The 26,420-nt window shown below is 75.1% G+C and carries 1 protein-coding gene and 1 pseudogene; both read left to right on the top strand.

The window, feature by feature from the left end; all coding sequences use genetic code 11:
* Positions 1–78: 78 nt before the first annotated feature.
* Positions 79–20,181: a type I polyketide synthase gene (locus tag OHS58_RS13480; protein WP_328648434.1), complete on the top strand. Its 20,103-nt coding sequence runs from the start codon at positions 79–81 to the stop codon at positions 20,179–20,181.
* A gap of 54 nt (positions 20,182–20,235) precedes the next feature.
* Positions 20,236–26,373: pseudogene (locus OHS58_RS13475) on the top strand (SDR family NAD(P)-dependent oxidoreductase); the annotation flags it as partial.
* Positions 26,374–26,420: the final 47 nt, after the last annotated feature.

Raw genomic sequence — 26,420 nt, 5'->3', positions numbered from 1 at the left:
CGGTCCAGAGGAGAACGCCGACGCGGTGGCGCTACCCAGGTAACCGTCAACACCGATGCGCTCACCGTGGAGAAGACTATGCCGGCCGGGTCCGATCGAGTTGTCGAGGCGTTGCGCGTCGCGGTGCAGGAGAACCAGCAGCTGCGGCGACAGAACCAGAATCTCCTCTCGACGTCGAGCGAGCCCGTCGCGATCGTCGCGATGAGCTGCCGCTACCCGGGTGGGGTCGAATCCCCGGACGAGCTGTGGCGGCTGGTCGCCGACGGGGTCGACGCGGTGTCCGGCTTCCCGGACGGCCGCGGCTGGCCCGAGAGCGCCCACCAGGGCGGGTTCCTGCACCAGGCCGGTGACTTCGACCCGGCGTTCTTCGGCATCTCGCCGCGGGAAGCGCTGGCGATGGACCCGCAGCAGCGGATCGTGCTGGAGCTGGCCTGGGAAGCGTTCGAGCGGGCCGGGATCGACCCCGGCAGCCTCGAAGGCAGCACCGGCGGCGTGTTCGTCGGCGCGGCGTCCCAGGACTACGGCCGCGGCCTCGCCGCGCTGCCCGACGGCGTCGAGGGCTACCTGGTCACCGGCACCGAGTGCTCGGTCATCTCCGGCCGGATCGCCTACTTCTACGGCCTGGAGGGCCCGGCCGTCACGGTCGACACCGCCTGCTCGTCGTCGCTGGTCGCGCTGCACTGGGCCGCCCGTTCGCTGCGGGCCCGCGAGTGCTCGCTGGCCCTGGCCGGCGGCGTCACGGTGATGGCGACGCCCGGCCTGTACGGGGAGTTCGACCGGCAGGGCGGCCTCGCCTCCGACGGCCGCTGCAAGTCGTTCGCCGACGCGGCCGACGGCGCCGGGTTCTCCGAAGGCGCCGGCATGCTGCTGCTGGAGCGGCTGTCCGACGCGCGGCGCAACGGACACCAGGTGCTCGCCGTGCTCCGCGGGTCCGCGGTGAACTCCGACGGCGCGTCCAACGGCATCACCGCCCCCAACGGCCCGTCGCAGCAGCGCGTGATCCGCCAGGCCCTCGACAACGCCGGGCTCGCGCCCGCCGACATCGACACCGTCGAGGCCCACGGCACCGGCACGGTGCTCGGCGACCCGATCGAGGCCCAGGCCCTGCTGGCCACCTACGGCGGCGACCGGCCGACCGACCGGCCGCTGTGGCTGGGTTCCTTGAAGTCGAACGTCGGTCACACGCAGTCCGCGGCCGGCGTCGGCGGCATCATCAAGATGATCATGGCGATGCGCCACGGCGTCCTGCCCAAGACCCTGCACGTCGACGCCCCGACGTCCCATGTGGACTGGACCGCCGGCGCCGTCTCGCTGCTCACCGAGCAGCGGCCGTGGCCGGAGACCGGGAAACCGCGCCGCGCGGCCGTGTCGTCGTTCGGCATCAGCGGCACGAACGCGCACATCATCCTCGAACAACCCGGCGACACCCCCGTCGAAGCCGCCGAGCCGCAGCGCGCGCCCGCCGGGTATTTGTGGCCGATCTCCGGGCGCACCGCGGACGCCGTCCGCGATCAAGCCGCGCGCCTGCTCACGCACCTCGACGACCACGCCGACATCACCGCCCTCGACGTCGCCGGCTCGCTGGCGGACACCCGCGTCGCGTTCCCGCAGCGGGCCGTCGTCACCGGCACCACCCGCGACGAGCTCCTCGACGGCCTGCGCGCGCTCGCCGCCGGAAACGTCGCCCCCGGCGTGCACGCCGGTTCGGCGCTGCACACCGGCGACGCGGCGTTCCTGTTCACCGGCCAGGGCTCGCAGCGGGCCGGGATGGGCCGCACCCTCGCGGCCGCGTTCCCGGTGTTCGCCGCGGCCCTCGACGAGATCCTCGCGCTGCTCGACCCGGCCGTCCGGGACGCGCTGACCGGCGACGACGAGTCCGCTTCGGACGGTACCGGCGTCGCCCAGCCCGCCCTCTTCGCCTTCGAAGTCGCGCTCTACCGCCTGCTCGAATCCCTCGGCGTGCGTCCCGCCTTCGTCGCCGGCCACTCGGTCGGCGAGATCGCCGCGGCCCACGTCGCCGGGGTGCTGTCCCTGGCCGACGCGTGCACCCTGGTCTCCGCCCGCGGCCGGCTCATGCAGGCCCTGCCGGACGGCGGCGTGATGGTCGCCGTGCAGGCCGCCGAAGCCGACGTGCTGCCGTTGCTGACCGACGGCGTCGCGATCGCGGCCGTCAACGGCCCGCAGGCCGTGGTGCTCTCCGGCACCGAGGACGCCGTGCTGGCCGTGGCCGGGCAGTTCGAGAAGACCAAGCGGCTCAAGGTGTCCCACGCCTTCCACTCACCGCTGATGGACCCGATCCTCGACCAGTTCCGCGGGGTGCTGCTCGGGCTGAAGTTCGCCGCCCCGACGATCCCGGTCGTCGCGACCGGCGACGTGTCCACTGTGGACTACTGGGTCTCGCACGTGCGCGACGCCGTCCGGTTCGCCGACACGGTCGCGGACCTGGTCTCCCGCGGCGCCCGCACCTTCCTCGAGGTCGGCCCGGACGCGACGCTGTCCGCGATGACGGCCGAGCTGCTCGACCCCACGCTCGACACCGACTGCATCCCGGCGTCACGCCGTGGCCGCGACGAGACCACCACGCTGCTCTCCGCCCTGGCCCGCTGGCACGTCCGCGGCGGCAAGTTCGACTGGACGGCGTGGCACGAGGGCACCGGCGCCCGGACGATCGAGCTGCCGACGTACGCCTTCCAGCGCCGCACCTACTGGCTCGAAGCCGGCACCGGCGGCGACCTCAGCCGGCTCGGCTTCGACGCGGCCGGGCACCCGCTGCTCGGCGCCGCCGTGGAACTACCCGAATCGGGCGGGTTCCTGTTCGCCGGCCAGCTGTCGGTCAACCGGCAGCCGTGGCTGGGCCAGCACGTCGTGCTCGGCGCGAAGCTCCTGCCCGGCACGGCGTTCCTGGAGCTGGCCGGCCGCGCCGGTGCCCAGGTCGGCTGCGCCCGCGTCGAAGAGCTGACCCTCGCGGCCCCGCTGGTCCTGCCCGCGACGACCGGGGTGCGGCTGCAGGTCGTCGTCGGCCCGCCCGACGTCGACGGCAGCCGCTCGCTCAGCGTCTTCTCGCAGCAGGACGACGGCGACGCCCAGACCTGGGTGCGGCACGCGAGCGGCCGTCTCGGTGTCGGCGGCGCCGTGGTCGCGACCGTCGGCCCGCAGTGGCCGCCGGCCGGGGCCGAGCCGATCGTCCTCGACGGTTTCTACGACGGGCTCGTCGACCAGGGCCTGGACTACGGCCCGGCGTTCCGCGGCCTGCGTGCCGCCTGGCGCGTCGGCGAGGAGATCTACGCCGAGGTCGCGCTGCCGCCGGAGCACGAGGCCGAGGCGTCCTCGTTCGGCCTGCACCCGGCGCTGCTGGACGCGGTCCTGCACGCGTCGGCCCACTACGAAGACCGCGACGGCCTCCCGTTCTCCTGGCGCGGCGTCGGCGTGCACCCCTCGCACGCCTCGACACTGCGGGCCCGGCTCGCCCCGGCCGGCGACAACGCGGTGTCCGTCGAGGTCACCGACACCGCGGGCAACCCCGTGCTGGCGGCGGAGTCGCTCACCTTCCGCGCGGTCAGCGCCGGCGAAGTCCGCGCCACCCGCCACGATTCCCTCTTCCGCACGGTGTGGACGCCGGTCCCGGCCGTCTCGATGACGAAGCCCGCCGACGACGCGGACTGGGTCCTCCTGGGCCACGGCGCGGACTTCGGCTTCTCCGCCCCGGCCGTGTTCGACGACCTGCGCACGATCCGGATCGCCGCCGACACCCCGCCCGCCGTCGTGCTGGCCCCGCTCCCGCCGACCGGCGAGGGCGCCGCGGCCGCGGCCCACGCCGCCACCTCCTGGGCCCTCGAACTGCTGCAGAGCTGGCTGGCCGACGAAGACTTCGCCCGCTCGCGGCTGGTGTTCGTCACCAGCGGCGCCGAGGCGGTCCTCCCGGACGACGACGTCGACCCCGCCGCCGCCGCGGTCTGGGGCCTGGTCCGCGCGGCCCAGGCCGAACACCCCGAGCGGTTCGTGCTGGTCGACGTCACCGACCCCGACGACCTGGCCGCGGTCCTGCCGCGGCTGCTCGGCTCCGGCGAGTCCCAGGCCGCGATCCGCGACGGCGGCATCGTGCTGCCGCGGCTGGCCCGCCTGCCGGTCGGCGACGAGCCCGCCACGACGCGGATCCCCGACGGCGCCACGGTCCTCGTCACCGGCGGCACCGGGGGCCTGGGCGGTCTGGTCGCGAAGCACCTGGTCACCGAACACGGCGTCCGAAACCTGCTGCTCGCCGGCCGTCGCGGCCTCGACGCGCCCGGCGCGGCCGACCTCGTCGCCGACCTGGCCGCGCTCGGCGCCCAGGCGTCCGTGGTGGCTTGCGACGCCGCCGACCGTGACGCGCTGACCGCGCTGCTCGGCTCGATCCCGGCGGAGCACCCGCTCGGCGCCGTCGTGCACACCGCCGGCGTCCTCGACGACGGCGTCATCGAAACCCTGACGCCCGAGCGCGTCGCCACCGTCTTCCGCGCCAAGGTCGACGCGGCCTGGGCGCTGCACGAGCTGACCCGCGACCACGACCTCGGCGCGTTCGTCCTGTTCTCCTCGGCCGCCGGCGTGCTCGGCAGCCCCGGCCAGGGCAACTACGCCGCCGCCAACGCCTTCCTCGACGCGCTCGCCCAGCGCCGCCGCGCGCTCGGGCTGCCGGGCCTGTCCCTGGCCTGGGGCGCCTGGGCCGGTGACGCGGGCATGGCCGCGCACCTGTCCGACGCCGACCACCGCCGCCTGGCCGCGGCCGGCCTGCCGTCCCTCGACCCCGCCCAGGGCCTCGCGTTGTTCGACGCGGCGCTGGCCGAGAACGAACCCGCCGTGCTGCCGATGCGCGTGGACCTCGCCGCCCTGCGCGGCCGCCCGGGCATCCCGCCGCTGCTGCGCGGGCTCGTCCCCGGTGGCGGCCGGCCGGCGGCCGGCGCGGTTCCGGCGTCCGCGCTGGCCGAACGCCTCGGCGCGCTGGACCCGGCCGACCGGGCCCGCGTCCTCGAAGACCTCGTCCGCGCCGAAGCGGGCCTCGTGCTCGGCTACGCGGCGACCGACACCGTCGACGTCCGCAGCGCGTTCAAGGACCTCGGCTTCGACTCGCTGACGGCCGTCGAGCTGCGCAACCGCCTCGACGCCGCGACCGGCCTGCGCTTGCCCGCGACGCTCGTCTTCGACTACCCGACGCCCGAAGCCCTGGCCACGCACCTCGACCGGGAACTGACCGGCGCCGCCGCAGAGACGACCGACGCGCCGACGACGTTGCGGCCCGTGTCCGACGACCCGATCGTCATCGTCGGCATGGGCTGCCGGTACCCGGGCGGCGTCGGCTCGCCGGAAGACCTCTGGGGCCTGGTCGACGGCGGTGTCGACGCGGTGTCCGGCTTCCCGGTCAACCGCGGCTGGGACGTCGAAGGCCTCTACAACCCCGACCCCGACCACCCCGGGACGTCCTACACGCGCAGTGGCGGTTTCCTGCACGACGCGGGGCAGTTCGACCCGGCGTTCTTCGGGATGAGCCCGCGCGAAGCCATCGCCACGGACTCGCAGCAGCGCCTGCTGCTCGAGGTTTCCTGGGAAGCCGTCGAGCGTGCCGGGGTCGACCCGGTGTCGCTGCGCGGCTCCCGGACCGGCGTCTTCGTCGGCGTGATGTACTCCGACTACGGGATGCTGCTGCAGGGCAGCCCGGAAGCCGAGGCGTACCAGGGCAACGGCAGCGCGCCGAGCGTCGCGTCCGGCCGGATCGCCTACACGATGGGCCTCGAAGGCCCGACCGTCACGGTCGACACCGCGTGCTCGTCGTCGCTGGTCGCGCTGCACTGGGCCGCGCAGGCGCTGCGGCAGGGGGAGTGCTCCCTGGCGCTGGCCGGTGGTGTCACCGTGATGTCGACGCCCGGCTCGTTCATCGCCTCCAGCCGTCAGCGCGGCATCGCCGAAGACGGCCGCTGCAAGTCCTTTTCGGACACCGCCGACGGCGTCGGCTGGTCCGAAGGCGCCGGCATCCTCGTCCTGGAGCGGATGTCGGACGCCCGTCGCAACGGCCACGACATCCTCGCCGTCGTCCGCGGCTCGGCGGTCAACTCCGACGGCGCGTCCAACGGCCTGACCGCCCCCAACGGCCCCTCGCAGCAACGCGTGATCCGCCAGGCGCTCGCCGCGTCCGGACTGTCCACTGCGGACGTCGACGTCGTCGAGGCGCACGGCACCGGCACCACCCTGGGCGACCCGATCGAGGCCCAGGCCGTGCTCGCCACCTACGGCCAGGACCGCGAGACCCCGCTGCGGCTGGGCTCGATCAAGTCCAACATCGGCCACGCGCAGGCCGCCGCGGGTGTCGCCGGGATCATCAAGATGGTCCAGGCGATGCGGCACGAGACACTGCCGCGCACCCTGCACGTCACCGAGCCCTCGACGCACGTCGAATGGGCCGCCGGGAACGTCGAGCTGCTCACCGACGCCCAGCCGTGGCCCTCGCCCGGCCGCCCCCGCCGCGCGGGCATCTCGTCGTTCGGCATCAGCGGCACCAACGCCCACACCATCATCGAAGAGCCGCCCGCCGCAGCGGCCGCCGCCGTCGTCGAAGCGGCCGAACCGGCCTGCGTCCCGCTGGTCGTCACCGGCCGCACCCCGGACGCCCTGCGCGACCAGGCCGCCCGCCTGCTCGACGTCGTCAGCGGGACGCCGCTGGCCGACCTCGGGTTCTCGCTCGCCACCACGCGGTCGGCGTTCGACCACCGCGCCGTCGTCCGCGCGACCGACACCGCGTCGGCCGCCGACGGCCTGGCCGCACTGGCCGCCGGGCGCCCGTCTGCCCTGGTCAGCCTGGGTGAGGCCAAGTCGATCCCGAAGACGGCGTTCGTCTTCACCGGCCAGGGTGCCCAGCGGCCCGGGATGACCCGCGGGCTGTACGAGCGGTACCCGGTCTTCGCCGCCGCCCTCGACGAGCTGCTCGACCGCCTCGACGCCCGCGTGCGGGACGTCCTGTGGTCCGACGACGCCGAGGCGTTGTCCCGCACCGAGTTCGCCCAGCCCGCGTTGTTCGCGGTCGAGGTCGCGCTGGCCAAGCTGCTCGCCGCCTGGGGCGTCCGGCCCGACTTCGTCGCCGGCCACTCCGTCGGCGAGATCGCCGCCGCGCACGTCGCCGGGGTGCTCTCTCTGGACGACGCCTGCACGCTGGTCACGGCGCGCGCATCGCTGATGCAGCAGCTCGAACCGGGCGGCGCGATGGTCGCCGTCCGCGCCACCGAAGACGAGGTCGCGCCGTACCTGGGCGACGACGTCGCGCTCGCCGCCGTCAACGGGCCGCGCTCGGTGGTGCTCTCCGGCACCGAGGCGGCCGTGCTCGCCGCCGCGAGCCACTTCGAGGAGACCAAGCGGCTGACGGTCTCGCACGCGTTCCACTCGGCGCTGATGGACCCGATGCTGCCCGCGTTCCGCGAGGTCGTGGCGGGACTGACCTTCAGCGCCCCGGCGGTGCCGCTGATCGCCGACGGCGACGTCACCGACCCGGAACGCTGGGTCGCCCACGTCCGCGAACCCGTCCGCTTCGGCGCCGTCACGACCCGGCTGCGCGAGGCCGGGACCGGCCTGTTCGTCGAGGTCGGGCCGGACGCCGTGCTGTCCGCGATGGTCACCGAGATCCTCCCCGACGTGTCCGCGGTCGCCGTGGCGCGACGCAACCGCGACGACGTCGAGACGCTCGTCGGCGCCCTCGGGCAGCTGTTCGTCGAAGGCGTCCGCGTCGACTGGCCCGCCTTCTACGCCGGCACCGGCGCCCGCCGCGTCGCCCTGCCGACCTACGCCTTCCAGCACGAGTGGTTCTGGCCGCCGACCGCCCCGGCCCAGCCGGCCGGCGGCGGGGACGCCGAGTTCTGGGACGCCGTGGACCGCCACGACGTCACCGGCCTGGCCGCCCGCCTCGACGTCGACGACGCCTCGCTCGGCGCGATCCTGCCCGCGCTGTCGTCCTACCGCCGGTCGCGCGCCGACGAGTCCCTTGTGGACAGATGGCGCTACCGCGCGACCTGGACCCCGGTCAACGCCGGCCGCTCCGGCACCCTCGGCTCGTGGCTCGTGGTCGTCCCGGCCACACTGGCCGACGACCCGTGGGTCACGACCGTCGCCGGCTACTTCGGCACGGAACCCCTGGCCCTCGACCCGGCGCTGGATCGCACCGAGGTCGCCGCGCTCCTGCCGGACGACGCCACCGGGGTGCTTTCCCTGCTGGCGCTGGACGAATCCGGCTTCCCCGGCGTCCCGGCCGGGCTGACCGCGACGACCACGCTGCTGCAGGCCCTGGGCGACGCCGGGATCGGCGCGCCGCTGTGGTGCGTGACCCGCGAAGCCGTCGCCGTCTCGCCCGGCGAGCCGGTCGCCCACGCCGCTCAGGCCGCCGTCTGGGGCCTGGGCCGTGCCGCGGCGCTCGAACTGCCCCAGCGCTGGGGCGGCCTGATCGACCTCCCGGGCGACCTCGACGCCGAGGTGCCTCGACGTCTCGCCGCCGCGCTGGCCGGTGCCGACGGCGAGGACCAGCTCGCGATCCGCCCGGCCGGGGTGTTCGGCCGCCGCCTCGTCGCCGCTCCGGTCACCACCCGCCGGTCCCGCGCCGACGTCACCGGTGGCACCACCCTGATCACCGGTGGCACCGGCGCCCTCGGCGCCGTGACGGCCCGGCTGCTGGCCCGCGCCGGCCGCACCCACCTGCTGCTGCTCAGCCGCCGCGGCACCGGCGCGCCCGGCGCGCCGGAACTCCGCGACGAGCTGGTCGAGCTGGGCGCAGAGGTGACGATCGCCGCGTGCGACGTCGCCGACCGCGCCGCCCTCGCCGCCGTGCTGGCCACCATCCCCGAAGACCGGCCGCTGACCGAGGTCGTGCACACCGCCGGTGTGCTCGACGACGCCGTCCTCGACTCGCTCACCCCGGAGCGGTTCGCCGCCGTGCACCGCGCCAAGGTCACGTCGGCGATTCACCTGCACGAGCTGACCCGCACCGCCGACCTCGCGAACTTCGTGCTGTTCTCCTCGGTCGCCGGCACCTTGGGGTCGGCCGGCCAGGCGGTCTACGCGGCCGCGAACACGACCCTCGACGCGCTCGCCGAGCACCGCCGCGGCCTCGGCCTGACCGCGACCTCGGTCGCGTGGGGCCCGTGGGCCGGTGACGGCATGCTCGAAGCCGGCGTCGCGGAACGGGCCCGTCGCGGCGGCCTCGCGCCGATGGACCCGGACCGCGCGGGTGCCGCGCTGGAGCGCGCGCTCGGGCACGACGACACCACGATCGCCGTCGCCGACATCGACTGGACCCGGTACGCACCCGTGCTTTCCGGGCTGCGGCCGAGCCCGCTGCTCAGCGGCATCCCGGCGGCGAAGGACGTCCTGGCGGCGTTGCGCGGCTCGTCGCCGCGCGGTGACGAAGGCCTTCGCGCCCGCTTGGCGGCCGTGCCCGAGCACGACCGGTTCGACTTCCTGCTCGGTCTGCTGCTGGAGCAGGTCGCCCTGGTCCTCGGGCACGCCGGGACCGGCGGCGTCGCGGCCGACCGCGCGTTCCGCGACCTCGGTTTCGACTCGCTCACCGCCGTCGAACTCCGCAACACGCTGACCCTGGCGACCGGGCTCGACCTCCCGCCGTCGCTGGTCTTCGACCACCCGACCCCGGAAGTCCTGACCGAGTACCTGCTCGGCGAGCTGGCCGGCACCCTCGAAACGCCGGTCCGCCTGGTGACCGGCGGCGCGGCGGCGGACGACGACCCGATCGTCATCGTCGGCATGGGCTGCCGGTTCCCCGGCGGCGTGGACGGGCCCGAGGACTACTGGCGCCTGCTCACCGGCGGCGAGGACGGCATCACGGCGTTCCCGGCCGACCGCGGCTGGGACCTGGGCATGCTGGCCTCCGGCTACGAGTACGCGCTGACCGGCGGTTTCCTCGACGGCGTAGCCGGTTTCGACGCGGACTTCTTCGGCATCTCGCCGCGGGAAGCCGTCGCGATGGACCCGCAGCAGCGGCTGCTGCTGGAAGTCTCGTGGGAAGCGCTGGAGCGCGCCGGCATCGATCCGGCCACCCTGCGCGGCGGTGACACCGGCGTGTTCGTCGGCACCAACGGCCAGGACTACGTGAACCTGCTCGCCACCTCCGGCGAAGACGTCCAGGGCCACCTCGCCACCGGCAACACCGCGAGCGTGATGTCCGGGCGGCTGTCCTACACGCTCGGGCTGGAAGGGCCGTCGGTCACCGTCGACACCGCGTGCTCGTCGTCGCTGGTCGCGCTGCACTGGGCCGCGCAGGCCCTGCGCCGCGGCGAGTGCGGCGCCGCACTCGTCGGCGGCGTCACCGTGATGTCCACCCCGAACTCCTTCGCCGAGTTCGCCCGCCAGGGCGGCCTCGCCGCGGACGGGCGCTGCAAGCCCTTCGCCGACGCCGCCGACGGCACCGGCTGGTCCGAGGGCGCCGGCATGCTCGTCGTCGAACGCCTCTCGACGGCCCGCTCGCAGGGGCACCCGGTGCTGGCGGTGCTGCGCGGCACGGCCGTCAACTCCGACGGCGCGTCCAACGGCCTGACGGCCCCCAACGGCCCGGCCCAGCAGCGCGTCATCCGCCAGGCCCTGGCCGACGCCGGACTGTCCACATCGGACGTCGACGCGGTCGAGGCCCACGGCACCGGCACGGTGCTGGGCGACCCGATCGAGGCGCAGGCCCTGCTGGCCACCTACGGCCGCGACCGCGACGGCGAGCCCCTGTGGCTCGGCGCGGTCAAGTCCAACCTCGGCCACACCCAGGCCGCCGCGGGCGTCGCGGGGGTCATCAAGATGATCCTGGCCCTGCGCCACGGCGAACTCCCGCGGACGCTGCACGTCGACGAGGTCTCGAGCCGCGTCGACTGGACCGCCGGGGCCGTGAAGGTGCTGACCGAGCACCAGACCTGGCCGGAGACCGGCCGTCCGCGCCGCGCCGGCGTCTCGTCGTTCGGCCTGAGCGGCACCAACGCCCACGCGATCCTCGAACAAGCCCCGCCCGCGCCGGAAGCTCCCGTCGCGGCGGAGCCCGCGACCGTGCCGCTGTTGCTGGCGGCGCGTACCCCGCAGGCCCTCGCCGCCCAGGCCGGGCAGCTGCACGACCTCCTGTCCCGGGAGGCGGCTCCCGCTGGGCTCGCCCGGGCCTTGGCCACCACACGCACGGCGTTCGAGCACCGCGCGGCCATCGTCGGCGACGACCCGCTGGCCGAACTGGCCGCCCTCGCCGCGGGGGAGACCCCGGCCACGGCACCCGCTCGCTCGCGGGCCAAGAGCGCGTTCGTCTTCGCCGGTCAGGGCGCCCAGCGTCCCGGCATGGGCCACGAGCTGTACCGGCGGTTCCCGGTGTTCGCCGACGCGCTCGACGCCGTCTGCGCCCACCTCGACCCGCACCTGGACCGCCCGCTGCGCGACGTCGTGTTCGCCGAGCCGGGCTCGCCCGAGGCCACCCTGCTCGACCGGACCGACTGGACCCAGCCCGCCACGTTCGCCCTGAGCGTCGCGTTGTTCCGGCTGCTGGAGTCCTTCGGCGTCAAGCCTTCCTGGCTCGTCGGGCACTCCGTCGGCGAGATCGCCGCGGCCCACGTCGCCGACGTCCTGTCCCTCGCCGACGCCTGCACCCTCGTCGCCGCTCGCGGCCGCCTGATGGCCGCGCTCCCGGCCGGCGGGGCGATGGCCTCGGTGCGCGCGCCGGAGGCCGACGTCCGCGGGCTGCTCACCGACGGCACGTCGATCGCTGCCGTCAACGGCCCCGACGCCGTCGTCATCGCCGGTACCGCCGACGCCGTCGAGCAGAGCAGCACCGCCCTGACCGCCGCCGGGTTCCGCGTCCGGCAGCTCACGGTCAGCCACGCGTTCCACTCGCCGCTGATGGACCCGATGCTCGAGGACTTCGCCGCCGTCCTGGCCGGCCTGGAGTTCGGCGAGCCGCGGCTGCCGATCGTGTCCACCGTGACCGGCCGCCTCGCCGACCCGGCCGAACTGCGCTCGCCGGAGTACTGGGTCGACCACGTGCGCCGGCCCGTCCGGTTCGCCGACGCCGTCGCCGCGCTCGGCGAGTACGGCGCCGGTGCCGTCGTCGAACTCGGCCCCGACGGCTCGCTGTCCGCCGCCACCGCCGCGTCCCTGGACGCCGACGTCGCGTGCGTCCCGCTGCTGCGCCGCGACCAAGACGAAGAGACCGCGTTCGTCCGGGCGCTGGGCCGCCTGCACGTCGCGGGCGTGGCCGTGAACTGGACGTCCTTCTTCGGCCCGGCCGCCGGTCCCGGCCCGGACCTGCCCACGTATCCGTTCCAGCGTGAGCGTTACTGGCCCCGCACCACCGGCGCGGTCCCCGGTGACCTCGGCTCGGTCGGCCTGACCGCCGCGCGGCACCCGCTGCTCGGCGCCGGCGTCGAACTGCCCGGCTCGGGCGGCTTCCTGTTCACCGCCCAGCTTTCGCTGCGGACGCACCCGTGGCTGGCGGACCACTTCGTGCTCGGCGCGGCCCTGCTGCCCGGCACCGCGTACCTCGACCTCGCCATCCGCGCCGCCGACCAGGTCGGCTGCGCCCGCGTCGACGAGCTCACCCTCGAAGTCCCGCTGGTCCTGCCGTCCGAGGGCGCCGTGCGCCTGCAGGTCGTCGTCGGCCCGGCCGGGTCCGCGGGCGACCGCGACCTCGCCGTCTACTCCAGCCCCGCCGGCGGCGGCGAACAGTCGTGGACGCGCCACGCGAGCGGCCGCCTCGGCACCGCCACGACCCAGCCCACCGACGGCGACCGCACGTGGCCGCCGGCCGACGCGGAACCCGTTTCCCTGGACGGCTTCTACGAGCGGCTCGCCTCCGGGGGGTTCGCCTACGGCCCGCTGTTCCGCGGCCTCAAAGCCGTCTGGCGCGGCCAGGACGCGGTCTTCGCCGACGTCGTCCTGCCCGAGGAAGCCGAGCGCGACGCGGCGGCGTTCGGCGTCCACCCGGCGCTGCTCGACGCCGTCCTGCACGCCTCCGAACACGCCGGACTGACCGATGTGGACGGTGGCCGCCTGCCCTTCGCCTGGAGCGGCGTCACTCTTCATGCGAGCGGCGCTGCGGTCGTTCGTGCCAAGATCACCCGGCGCGGCGAGGATTCCGTCGCCATCGAGCTGCGTGACGCGGCCGGCGACCCGGTCGCCACCGTCAACTCGCTGGTGCTGCGCCCCGCGGCCGTCGCGAAGGTCGGCCACGACACCGACTCGCTCTACCACCTCGACTGGATCCCGGTGCCCCGCCCGGACGTCGAAGCGGGCCCGGACTGGGCCGTTCTCGGCGCCGACCTGCCGGACTTCGCCGCGGTCGTCGCGGCCGCACCCGAGGTCGTCGTCTACCCGGTCCCGGCCCACACCGGCGACCCCGAAGGCGTCCGCGCCGCGACAGCCGACGCGCTTGCCCTGCTGCAGGCCTGGTCGGCGGCCCCCGAACTGACCGGCTCGCGGCTGGTGTTCGTCACCACCGAGGCCGACACCGACCTCGCGGCCGCCGCCGTCTGGGGCCTCGTGCGCTCGGCGCAGCGGGAGAACCCGGGCCGGTTCGTGCTGGCTGACGTAGACAACACCGACAACACGGACTCCCTTGCCGCCGTCCTCGCCACCGGCGAGCCCCAGGTGCGCGTGCGTGCCGGGGAGATCACCGCCGCCCGTGTCGCCCGGGCTCCGCGCCGTGACGACGTCACGCCGATCGCGTGGGACGGCGACGGCACCGTCCTGATCACCGGCGGCACCGGGGGACTGGGTGCGACCCTGGCCCGGCACCTCGTGACCACCCACGGCACCCGGCGGCTGCTGCTCGTCAGCCGTCGCGGCCCGGACGCCCCGGGCGCGGCGGACCTGATCGCCGAGCTGGCCGAGTCGGGCGCCGAGGTCACGGCCGCCGCGGCCGACGTCGCCGACCGCGCCGACCTGGCGCGGGTCCTGGCCGACATTCCCGAGACACACCCGCTGACCGCGGTCGTGCACGCCGCCGGTGCCCTCGACGACGGCATCCTCGGCTCCCTCACCCCCGAGCGGCTCGACACGGTGTTCGCGCCGAAGTTCGACGCCGCCTGGCACCTCGACGACCTGACCGGCGACCTCGCCGCGTTCGTCGTGTTCTCCTCGGTCGCGGGCACCTTCGGCGCGGCCGGGCAGGCGAACTACACCGCGGCCAACGCCGCCGTCGACGCGCTCGTGCGCCGACGGCGCGCGGCCGGCCTCCCGGCGCTGTCGCTCGGCTGGGGCGCGTGGTCCCGCGCCGGCGGCATGACCGCCACGCTCACCGACACCGACCTGCGGCGGATGGCCGCGTCCGGCATGCCCGCCCTCGAACCCGAGCAGGGCCTGGCCCTGTTCGACGCGGCCTGCGCCACCGGTCTCGACACCGTGTTGCCGGTCCGGCTCGACTTCGCCGCGCTCAGCGTCCAGCCCGAGGTCACGCACCTGCTGCGCGGCCTGGTCCGGACGCCGGTCCGCCACACCGCGGCCAACCTGCCGCGGCTGGACGACCCCCTCGCCGGGATGAACCCGGCCGAACGGTCCCGCGCGGTGCTCGACCTGGTCCGCGGGCAGGTCGCCGCGGTGCTCGGGCACAGCACTTCGGCCGGCGTGTCCGCCGACCGCCCGTTCCGCGAACTCGGCTTCGACTCGCTGACCGCCGTCGAACTCCGCAACCGGCTCGACGCCGCGACCGGCCTGCGCCTGCCCGCGACGCTCACCTTCGACTACCCGAGCCCCGCCGCGCTGGCCGCGTTCCTGATCGGCGAGATCGCCGGCGAGGCCGACGTGCCCGCCCAGGTGGTCGTCCCGGCGAAGGCCGTCGACGACGACCCGATCGTCATCGTCGGCATGGGCTGCCGCTACCCGGGCGGGGTCACCTCGCCCGAGGACCTGTGGGGCCTGGTCGACGGCGGCGTCGACGCCGTCTCGGACTTCCCGGCCAACCGCGGCTGGGACGTCGAAGGCATCTACGACCCGGACCCCGACCACCCCGGCACGTCCTACACCCGCAGCGGCGGTTTCCTGCACGAGGCGGGGGAGTTCGACCCGGCGTTCTTCGGCATGAGCCCGCGTGAAGCCCTGGCCACGGACTCGCAGCAGCGGCTGCTACTGGAAGTGTCGTGGGAGGCCGTCGAGCGGACCGGCGTCGATCCCGCGTCGCTGCGCGGCTCCCGGACCGGTGTGTTCGTCGGCGTCATGTACTCCGACTACGGCATGTTGCTGCAGGGCAGCCCGGACACGGAGGGCTACCAGGGCAACGGCAGTGCGCCGAGCGTCGCCTCCGGCCGCGTCGCCTACGCGCTCGGCCTGGAGGGCCCGACGCTGACCGTCGACACGGCGTGCTCGTCGTCGCTGGTCGCACTGCACCTCGCGGCCCGCGCCTTGCAGAACGGGGAATGCTCCCTCGCGCTCGCCGGCGGCGTCACCGTGATGTCCACGCCGAGCACGTTCATCGGCTTCAGCCGCCAGCGCGGCCTCTCCGCCGACGGCCGCTGCAAGTCCTTCTCGGACACCGCCGACGGCGTGGGCTGGTCTGAAGGCGCCGGCATCCTGGTGCTGGAGCGGATGTCCGACGCCCGCCGCAACGGCCACGACATCCTGGCCGTGGTGAAGGGTTCGGCCGTCAACTCCGACGGCGCGTCCAACGGCTTGACGGCGCCGAACGGCCCGTCGCAGCAACGCGTGATCCGCCAGGCCCTCGCCGCGTCCGGACTGTCCACTTCGGACATCGACGTCGTCGAAGCCCACGGCACCGGCACCACCCTCGGCGACCCGATCGAGGCCCAGGCGCTGATGGCCACCTACGGCCGGGAACGCGGCGACGCCGACCCGCTGCTGCTCGGGTCGATCAAGTCGAACCTCGGCCACACCCAGGCCGCCTCCGGCGTCGCCGGGATCATCAAGATGGTCCAGGCCATGCGCCACGGCACGCTGCCGCGCACCCTGCACGTCACCGAGCCGTCCTCGCACGTCGACTGGTCGGACGGCACGATCGCGCTGCTCACCGAGTCCCGCGCCTGGCCCGACCGCGGCCGCCCGCGCCGCGCCGCCGTCTCGTCGTTCGGCATCAGCGGCACCAACGCCCACACCGTCATCGAGCAGCCGCCCGCCGTCGCGGCGGCGCCCGTAACCGTCCGGCCCGAACCTGCGGTCGTGCCGTGGATGCTTTCGGGCCGCACCCCGGACGCCCTGCGCGACCAGGCGGAACGGCTGCTCGCGCACACTCAGGCCCACCCCGCGTCCGCCGCCGACCTGGGCCTCGCGCTCGCCACGACCCGGACGCACTTCGCCGAGCGGGCCGTCATCGTCGGCAGCACCCGTGAAGAACTCCAAGCGCGGCTTGAGGTTCTGGCCCGTGGTGGCTCCTCGGCCGGTCTCGTCACCGGGACGTCCGGGGAAGCCGTGCCGGCGTTCCTGTTCGCCGGCCAGGGCAGCCAGCGGGCCGGCATGGGCCGCGAGCTGGCCGACGCCTTCCCGGCGTTCGCCGACGCGCTCGACGAGGTCGTCACGCGGCTCGACCGCGAACTCGACCGCCCGCTGCGGGAACTGCTCTTCGCCGAAGAAGGCACCGAAGCCGCCGCCGCGCTCGACGAGACGCGCTACGCGCAGCCGGCGCTGTTCGCGCTGGAAGTCGCGCTCTACCGGCTGGTCCGCTCCTGGGGTGTCGAGCCGCAGTACCTGACCGGGCACTCGGTCGGCGAGATCGCCGCCGCGCACGTGGCCGGGGTCTTCAGCCTCGACGACGCCTGCACGCTGGTCGCCGCGCGCGGCCGGCTCATGCAGCAGCTGCCCGAGGGCGGCGCGATGATCGCCGTCCAGGCCACCGAGGACGAGGTCCGGCCGCTGCTCGACGGCCGCGAGGACGAGGTCGCCCTCGCCGCGGTCAACGGGCCGTCGTCGGTCGTCCTCTCCGGCGAGGCCGGGCGCGTCGAGGAGATCGCCGCGCGGTTCGCCGCGGACGGTCGCAAGATCCGCCGCCTGCGCGTCAGCCACGCCTTCCACTCGCCGCGCATGGACGGGATGCTCGACGACTTCCGCAAGGTCGTCGCCGGGCTGACGGCCGCCGCGCCGACGGTGCCGATCGTCTCGACGGTCACCGGCGACCTGGTCACCGCCGAAGTCCTCGCGTCCGCCGACCACTGGGTCGAGCAGGTCCGCCGCCCGGTGCGGTTCGGCCCCGCCGTGCGCCGCCTGGCCGAGCTGGGCGTGACCGTCTTCGCCGAGATCGGTCCGGACGGCACCCTGGCGGCCATGGCCGCCGAGTCGCTCGACGCCGGTCAGGCCACGGTCGCGCTCCTGCGCCGCGACCGGCCCGAAGCCACCGCGGCGACCGAGGCGCTCGGGCGGCTGCACGTCGCCGGCGTCACCGCGGACTGGCCCGCGGTGTTCGGCCCCGCGCGCACCGTCCCGCTGCCCACCTACGCGTTCCAGCACCAGCACATCTGGCCGCAGGGCCTGCTCGCCCAGGCGGGCGACGTCTCCGCCGCCGGGCTGTGGGCGGCCGGGCACCCGCTGGTCGGGGCGGCCGTCGAGCTGCCCGACACCGGTGGGCTGCTGTTCACCGGCCGGCTTTCGGTCGCGGCGCAGCCGTGGCTGGCCGGGCACACCGTCGGCGGCGCCGTCGTGGTCCCCGGCACGGCGCTGCTCGAACTCGCCGTCCGCGCCGGCGACCAGGCGGGCTGCCCGCAGGTCGACGAACTCACCCTCGAAGCCCCGCTGGTCGTGCCGGACGCGGGCCGCGTGGTCCTGCAGGTCGCCGTGGCCGGAGCGGACGACGAAGGCCGTCGCTCGCTGCGGATCTACTCGCGGGCCGACGGTGACCCGGACGCGGCCTGGATCCGGAACGCGAGCGGCACCCTCGTGCCCGCCGCTGCCGTCGAACCCACCGACCCGATCGCCTGGCCGCCGGAGGGCGCCGAAGCCGTCGACCTCGAAGGCTTCTACGACACGATGGCCGAGCGCGGCCTCGGGTACGGCCCGATGTTCCAGGGCCTGACCCGCGCCTGGCGCCACGGCGACGACGTCTACGCCGAAGTTGCCCTCGCCGAGGACGACCGCGACGAAGCCGCGTCGTTCGTCGTCCACCCCGCGCTGCTGGACTCCGCGCTGCACGCCGCGTCGCTCACCCGCTTGTCCGCGGACGGTGCCGGTCGGCTCCCGTTCAGCTGGTCCGGCGCGTCCTTCCTGGCGGCCGGCGCGACCGGCCTGCGGGTCCGGATCACGCCGCAGGCGGGCGACGCCATCGCGCTCACCGCGTCCACTGTGGACGGCACGCCCGTCGTGGCGGTGAAGTCGCTGGCGCTGCGGGCCGTCCCGACCGGGATCGCCGCCCCGGCGCGCACCACGACCGGCTACCGGCTCACCTGGCCGCAGCTGCCGGAAGCGACGCTGGCCGCCGCCGGCACGTCGGCGATCGCCGGACCGGGCCTGACGGCCGAAGGCGCCGTCGAGTACCCGAGCCTGGCGGCGCTGCTGGAGTCCGCCGAGCCCGTGCCGCCGGTCGTCCTGCTGCCGGTCACCGCGGCGGCGCCCGGCATGCCGGTGCCCACCGCCGTCCGGACCGTCACGACCGACGTCCTGCTCCAGACCCAGCAGTGGCTCGCCGACGACCGGGCCGCCGGTGCGGTCCTCGTCGTCGTGACCCGCCGCGCCGTCGCGGTCGGCACCGAAGACGTCGACCTCGCGCAGGCCGCCGTCTGGGGCCTGCTCCGCGCGGCCCAGCTGGAGAACCCGGGCCGCCTGGTCCTGCTCGACCTCGACGACGGCGACCTCCCGTCGGCCGCGGTCGCCGGTGCCCTCGCGGCCGGAGAACCCCAGGTCGCGCTGCGCGACGGTCACCTCCACACGGCCCGCCTGGCCGCCGCCGAAGCCACCGCCGAACCCGCACTGTGGGACCCCGACGGCACTGTCCTCATCACCGGCGGCACCGGCGGGCTCGGCGCGACCTTCGCCCGGCACCTGGTCACCGAACGCGGCGTGCGGCACCTGCTGCTGCTCGGCCGCCGCGGTGACGCCGCCCCGGGCGTCCCCGACCTCGTCGACGAACTCGCCAAGCTGGGCGCGGACGTCCGCGTCGCGGCCTGCGACGCCGCCGACCGCGCGGCCCTGGCCGCCGTGCTCGGCACGGTGCCGGACCTGACCGCCGTCGTGCACGCCGCCGGCGTCCTCGACGACGGCGTGCTCGGAGCCCTGACGCCCGAGCGGCTCGGCACGGTGTTCGCGCCGAAGGTCGACGCCGCCTGGCACCTGCACGAACTCACCGCCGACCGCGACCTGAAGGCGTTCGTCCTGTTCTCCTCGATCGCGGGCACGCTCGGCGCGGCCGGGCAGGCGAACTACGCCGCCGCCAACGCCTTCCTCGACGCGCTCGCCCACCAGCGGGCCGCCGCGGGCCAGGCGGCCGTCTCGATCGCCTGGGGCGCCTGGCACGCCGGCAGCGGCATGACCGGCGCGCTCACCGACGCCGAACTGGCGCGGATGCAGCGGTCCGGCATGCCCCCGCTGGCCACCGAAGAAGGCGTCGCGCTGTTCGACGCCGCCCTCGCCACGGCGTCGCCCGCGGTGGCGGCGCTTCGGCTCGACCTCGCCGTGCTGCGCGGGCAGGACCCGCTCCTGCCGGCCCTGCGCGGTCTCGTCACCACCGCACCGCGGCGCGCGGCGGCCGCGGCCCTCGAACCCGGGGGAGCGGACCTGGCCACCCGGCTGGCCGAACTGCCCCAGGACGACCGGCTGCCGTTCGCGATCGGGCTGGTCGGCAAGCAGGTCGGGGCCGTGCTCGGCCACGATGACGCCGTCGGGCCCGACCGCAGCTTCACCGAACTCGGCTTCGACTCGCTGACGTCGGTGGAACTGCGCAACCGCCTCGAAGCCCGCACCGGGTTGCGGCTGCCGGCGACGCTCGTCTTCGACCACCCGACCATCACACGGGTGGCGGACCTGCTCGTCACGTCCGCGCTGGGTGACGGCGCGGCCGCCCGTCCGGCACTGGCGGAACTCCAGAAGCTCGAAAACCTGCTGTCCGCGGTCGACGCCGACGACGACGCCCGCGCCGCGATCACCGTGCGGCTGCAGGCCCTGCTCGTCAAGTGGACCGGCTCGGGCGACGCCCGCGACGCCGGCGACTCGTCGGTCCCGGAGCTCAGCACCGCCGACGACCTGTTCGCGTTCATCGACAACGACCTGGGTGTGAGGTGACCAGTGGCGACCGAGACGCCGCAGCCGGACCGAACGGATGGTTCGATGAGCGAGGCCAAACTCCTCGACTACCTCCGGCGGGTGACCGCCGACCTGACCCGCACGCGCGAGCGGCTGGTGGAGGCGGAATCCGCGGGCGGTGAACCCATCGCGGTGGTCGGCATGAGCTGCCGCTACCCCGGCGACGTCGACACGCCCGAAGCGTTGTGGCGGCTGGTCGACGGCGGGGTCGACGCGATCTCCGGCTTCCCGGAGGACCGCGGCTGGCCCCTGGCCGACCTGCTCGGCGAACCCGGCGCCCCCGGGACGTCCGCCACCGCCGAGGGCGGCTTCCTGCACGGCGCCGGCGGTTTCGACCCGGCGTTCTTCGGGATGAGCCCGCGCGAGGCGCTGGCCACCGACCCGCAGCAGCGGCTGCTGCTCGAAACGTCCTGGGAGGCCTGCGAATCCGCCGGGATCGACCCGCACACGCTGCGCGGCAGCGACACCGGCGTGTTCGTCGGCGTGATGTACAACGACTACGCGATCGCGCTGCAGGGCGTCACCGAAGACCTCGAGGGCTACCAGAGCAACGGCAGCGCCGGCAGTGTCGCCTCCGGCCGGATCTCCTACACGTTCGGCTTCGAGGGCCCGACCGTCAGCGTCGACACCGCGTGCTCGTCGTCGCTGGTCACCATGCACCTCGCGGCCCAGGCGCTGCGCCGCGGCGAGTGCTCGCTGGCGCTGGCCGGCGGCGTCGCCGTGATGTCGACGCCGATGGTGTTCATCGAGTACAGCCGCCAGGGCGCGCTGTCGCCGACCGGCCGCTCACGCGCGTTCGCCGAGGGCGCGGACGGCACCGGCTGGTCCGAAGGCGTCGGCATGCTCGCGCTCGAAAAGCTGTCCGACGCGCGGCGCAACGGCCACGAGGTCCTGGCCGTATTGCGCGGCTCGGCCGTGAACTCCGACGGCGCGTCCAACGGCCTCACCGCCCCCAACGGCCCGTCCCAGCAGCGGGTGATCCGCCAAGCGCTGGCCGACGCGAAACTCTCACCGTCCGAAGTGGACGTCGTCGAGGCCCACGGCACCGGCACGTCGCTCGGCGACCCGATCGAGGCCCAGGCGCTGATCGCGGCCTACGGCCAGGACCGGCCCGAGGGCCGCCCGCTCTGGCTGGGCTCGCTGAAGTCCAACATCGGGCACACCCAGGCCGCCGCCGGTGTCGGCGGCGTGATGAAGATGATCCTGGCCATGCGCAACGGCGTCCTGCCGCGCACCCTGCACGCCGAAACGCCGTCGTCGCGCGTCGACTGGGCCGCGGGTGACGTCGAGCTGCTGACGACGTCCCGCCCGTGGCCGCGCACCGGGGCCCCGCGCCGGGCCGCCGTCTCCTCGTTCGGCGTCAGCGGCACCAACGCCCACGTCGTCCTCGAACAAGCCCCGCCCGCCGAGGCACCGGCCGTTTCCGCCGAGCCGCCCGCGGTGCCGTGGGTGCTGTCGGCCAAGTCGCCGGAAGCACTGGCCGCCCAGGCCGCGGGCCTGCTGGCCCACCTCGACGAGCACACCGGGCAGCCCCCGGCCGCGATCGCCCGCACCCTGCTGGCCCGCAGCCGCTTCGACCACCGCGCCGTCGTGGCCGGCACCGGCGTCGCCACCCTGCGCGAAGGCCTCTCCGCGCTGGCGGCCGGCGTCCCGTCGCCGTACGCGGCCACCGGCGCCGCGACCGCCGGGCCCGGCCCGGTGTTCGTGTTCCCCGGCCAGGGCTCGCAGTGGCCGGAGATGGCCGCGAGCCTCCTCGACACCGCGCCGGTGTTCCGGCGTCACATCGAGGAATGCGCCGAAGCCTTCGCACCCTTCGTCGACTGGTCGCTGCTCGACGTCCTGCGCGGCGTCGACGGCGCGCCCTCGGTCGACCGGGTCGACGTCGTGCAGCCCGTCCTGTTCTCGGTGATGGTGTCGCTCGCGCACCTCTGGCGCTCCTACGGCGTCCGTCCGGCCGCGGTCCTGGGCCACTCGCAGGGCGAGATCGCCGCCGCTTGCTTCGCCGGCGCCCTGCCGCTGCCCGAAGCCGCGCGCATCGTGACCCTGCGCAGCCGCCTGATCGGCGACCGGCTCGCCGGCCACGGCGGCCTGCTGTCGGTGATGGCGTCCGAAGAGCACGTCCGCGCCCTGCTCGGCGACTTCGACGGCACCCTGTCGATCGCCGCCGTCAACGGCCCGCGCACGGTGACCGTCGCCGGTGAGCCCGGCGCCCTGACCACCTTGGAGAAGCGCCTCTCGGCGGCCGGGATGATGCGCTGGCGCGTCGAGGGCATCGACTTCGCCGCGCACAGCCCGCAGGTGCGCGTGCTGCACGACGAACTGGTGTCCCTGCTCGGCGAACTGCACCCTGCGACGTCGGAGATCCCGTTCTTCTCCACCGCCGACGAAAAGTGGCTCGACGGCCCCGAACTGGACGCCGAGTACTGGTACCGCAACCTGGAACGCACCGTCCGGTTCGACGCCGGCGTCCACGCCGCCCTGGAGCGCGGCGGCCGGCACTTCGTCGAGGTGAGCCCGCAACCGGTGCTGAGCCTCGGGCTGCAGGCGATCCTCGAGGAGTCGGGCACCGGCGCCACGGCGTCGGCCACGCTCCTGCTCGGCCACGGCGGCCTGGACCGGTTCCTGGTCGCCGTCGGAGCCGCCTTCGCCCGCGGCGCCGACGTCGACTGGAACGTGCCTGCCGGCAGCCGTGTCCCGCTCCCGACGTATCCCTTCCAGCGCACGAACATCTGGCCGCAGACCAGCCTGCTCCCGGCCGGCGACGTCACCGCGCTGGGCCTCGGCGCGGCGAACCACCCGCTGCTGGGCGCGGTGACGGCGTTGCCGGACACCGAAGGCTTCCTCTTCACCTCACGGCTGTCGGTGGCGACGCACCCGTGGCTGGCCGAGCACACCTTCGGTGGCTCGGTCCTGTTGCCCGGCACGGCGTTCCTGGAACTCGCGATCCGCGCCGGCGACGAGGCCGGCTGCTCGGTCGTCGAAGAGCTGACCCTCGCCGTGCCCGTGATCGTTCCCCCAGGTCAGGCCGTGCGGACGCAGCTCGTGCTCGGTCCGCTGACCCCGGCCGGCCGCCGCACCCTCGCCGTCTACGGCCGGCCTGACACCGACGGCGACGAGCCGTGGACCTGCCACGCCAACGGCGTCCTGCGCGCCGGCGAGCAGCCGACGGCGGGGGAGTTCCCCGCCGAGTGGCCGCCGGCCGGCGCCGAGCGCGTCGACCTCACCGGCTTCTACGACCAGGCCGCCGAAAACGGCTTCGGTTACGGCTCGCTCTTCCGCGGCCTGGAATCCGTGTGGCGCCTCGGCGAGGAGGTCTACGCCGAAGTCGCGTTGCCCGAGGCGAACCGTGCCGAAGCGGGCGCGTGCGCCCTGCACCCCGCGTTGCTCGACGCCGCGCTGCACGCGACGTCCTTCACCGGCGACGGCGGCCAGAGCCGGCTGCCGTTCTCGTGGACCGACGTCGAGCTGTACGCGGTCGGCGCGTCGCGGGCCCGGGTCCGGATCGTGCCGTCCGGCAGCGGCAGCGTCCGCATCGACCTCGCCGACGCGACCGGGGAACCCGTCGCGTCGGTCGGCTCGCTGCTGCTGCGCGCGGCGGCCGTCGATGCGGCTCCGGCCACCTTCGGCGACAGCCTGTTCCGCTGGGAGTGGCAGGCCGTGCCCGCGCCGGAACCCGGCCGCCTGGCCGACGGCAGCTGGGTCGTGGCCGGCGCCGACGAGTTCGGCCTCACCGGCGCCGTCTACACCCTCGGCCGCGCGGTCGAGACGTTCCTCGGCATCGGGACGCTGTCGGCCGCCCTCGACGACGGCTTGGAGCCGCCCGAGCTGATCCTGGTGCCGCTGGTGCACGTGCGGCCCGAGGACCCCCGGGAATCGGCCCACCTGCTGACGAAGTGGGTGCTGGGCCAGGTCCAGGCGTTCCTCGAAGAGGACCGGCTGCGCACCACCCGACTCGTCTTCGTCACCCGCGGCGCCACGGGCGACACCGACCTCTCCGCCGCCGCGGCGTGGGGCCTGCTGCGCTCCGCGCAGACGGAGAACCCGGGCCGGCTCGTGCTCGTCGACCTCGACGAGTCCGGCGACCAGTCCATCCGCGACCTGCTCCCGATGCTGCCCGGCCTGCTCGCCTCGGGCGAGCCCCAGGTGGCGCTGCGCGACGGCGTCCCGCACGTCGGGCGCCTGGCCCGCGTGCGCGGCGACGCCTCGCCGACGGAGGTCTGGCGCGACGCGGGCAAGGTCCTCATCACCGGCGGTACCGGCGCGCTCGCCCGGACGATCGCGCGGCACCTGGTCGTCGAACACGGCGTCCGCGAACTGCTGCTCGTGAGCCGCAGTGGCGGCTCGGCGCCGGGCGCGGCGGAGTTCGCCGCGGAACTCGACGCCGTGGTGGAGTACCGCGCCTGCGATGTGTCCAACCGGGACGAACTGGCGCGCTTGCTCGACGCCGAGCCGTCGGTCCGGGCGATCGTCCACACCGCCGGCGCGCTCGAAGACGGCGTCCTAGGTTCGCTGACACCGAAGAAGCTCGAGACGGTGTTCGCGCCGAAGCTCGACGCGGCCTGGCACCTGCACGACCTGACCCGTGACCGCGACCTGGCGGCGTTCGTGCTGTTCTCGTCGTTCGCCGGGCTGGCCGGCACCGCCGGGCAGGGCAACTACGCCGCCGCCAACAGCTTCCTCGACGCGCTGGCCCGGCACCGCCGCGGCCTCGGCCTGCCGGGGACGTCGGTGGCGTGGGGCAGCTGGGTGCGCGCCGACAGCGTGATGGCCGCGCAGCTCGACGACGCGGCCCGCCGCCGGCAGGCGCGTGGCGGGGCCCTGGAGCTGACGGGGGAGCAGGGCGTCGCCCTGTTCGACGCCGCTATGGCCCGCCCGGCCGACCCGGTGCTCGCCGCGATCCGGCTGGACCTGGCCGCGATGCGCGCGTCGGGCGAGGTGCCGCCGATGATGCGGCTGCTGGTCCCGCCGCCGTCCCGCCGGTCGGCGGTGTCGGCCGAGGCTGCGGGCTCGTTCGCCAAGACCTACACCGAACTGCCGGAAGAGGGCCGTGCCGCGGCCGTCCTGGACCTGGTCCGCACGCTCGCCGCCGCGGTGCTCGGGCACCCGAGCGCGGCCGCGGTGGCCGTCGACGGCGGGTTCCCCGAACTCGGCTTCGACTCCCTGACGGCGATGGACCTCCGCAACCGCCTCCAGGCGGCAACGGACCTGATCCTGCAGGTCGGCGTGGTCTTCGACCACCCGACCCCGCTCGAGCTGGCCGGTCACCTGGGCGCCGAGCTGGACCGGGTTTCCCGGCCCGCCGAGTCGTCGACGGCGCCGGAAACCGTGTCCGCGCAAGCGAACGAGACGATCTCCGGCCTGTTCACCCAGGCGCTGTACAACGGCCAGCAAGCCGACGCGATCGACTTCCTCCGCGCCGCGGCGACCCTGCGCCCGAAGTTCCGCACGTCGGACGAGCTGACCCGGCCGATCCGCCCGCTGCGCCTGGCCCGGCGTGACCCGGACGCGGCACCCGGCCCGCACCTGATCTGCGTCCCGGCTCTGGTCGCGATGGCGGGGGTGCAGCAGTACTCGCTGTTCGCGGCGTCCTGTCGCGGCCAGTACGACGTCTCGGCCGTTCCGATCCCGGGCTTCACCGACGGCGAGGCCCTCCCAGCCGACCGGGAATCGTTGGTGGCCGCCGAAGCCGACGCGATCTTCGCGTACGCGGCGGGGGAGCCGTTCGTGGTGCTCGGCGTCTCCACCGGTGGCCTGCTGGTGCACGCGATCGCCACGGAACTGACCCGCCGCGGCACCCCGCCGGCCGGCGTCGCGCTGCTGGACCCGTACGCGGTGGACAGCCAGTTCGTCGCCAGCGCGGGCGGCGGCCTGATGACGGGGCTGTACAAGCGGAACCAGCAGTACACCGAGGTCACCAGCGCCGGGCTGTCGGCGATGGCGTGGTGCTTCGACCTGATGGAGGGCTGGGACCTGGGCCCGCTGCCGTGCCCGACGCTGCTCGTCCGCGCGTCGGAGCCGATCGTGGCGGAGCAGGCGGAAGTCGAGTGGCGCTCGGCCTGGGCCCACGCGGACACGGTGACCGACGTCCCGGGCAACCACTTCACGATCGTGGAGGAACACATCGCGGAGGCGGTCGCGGCAGTCCGGGCCTGGCTCCCCGACGTCGGCTGACGGCTTGGCAGCGCCCAGACTTGTCGTGAGTGTTTAGGGCGGTTAGA

The organism is Amycolatopsis sp. NBC_00348 (assembly GCF_036114655.1).
GTDB lineage: Bacteria > Actinomycetota > Actinomycetes > Mycobacteriales > Pseudonocardiaceae > Amycolatopsis.
Note: the sequence above shows the minus strand (reverse complement) of the source record. Positions and strands in the feature narration are given on the sequence as shown.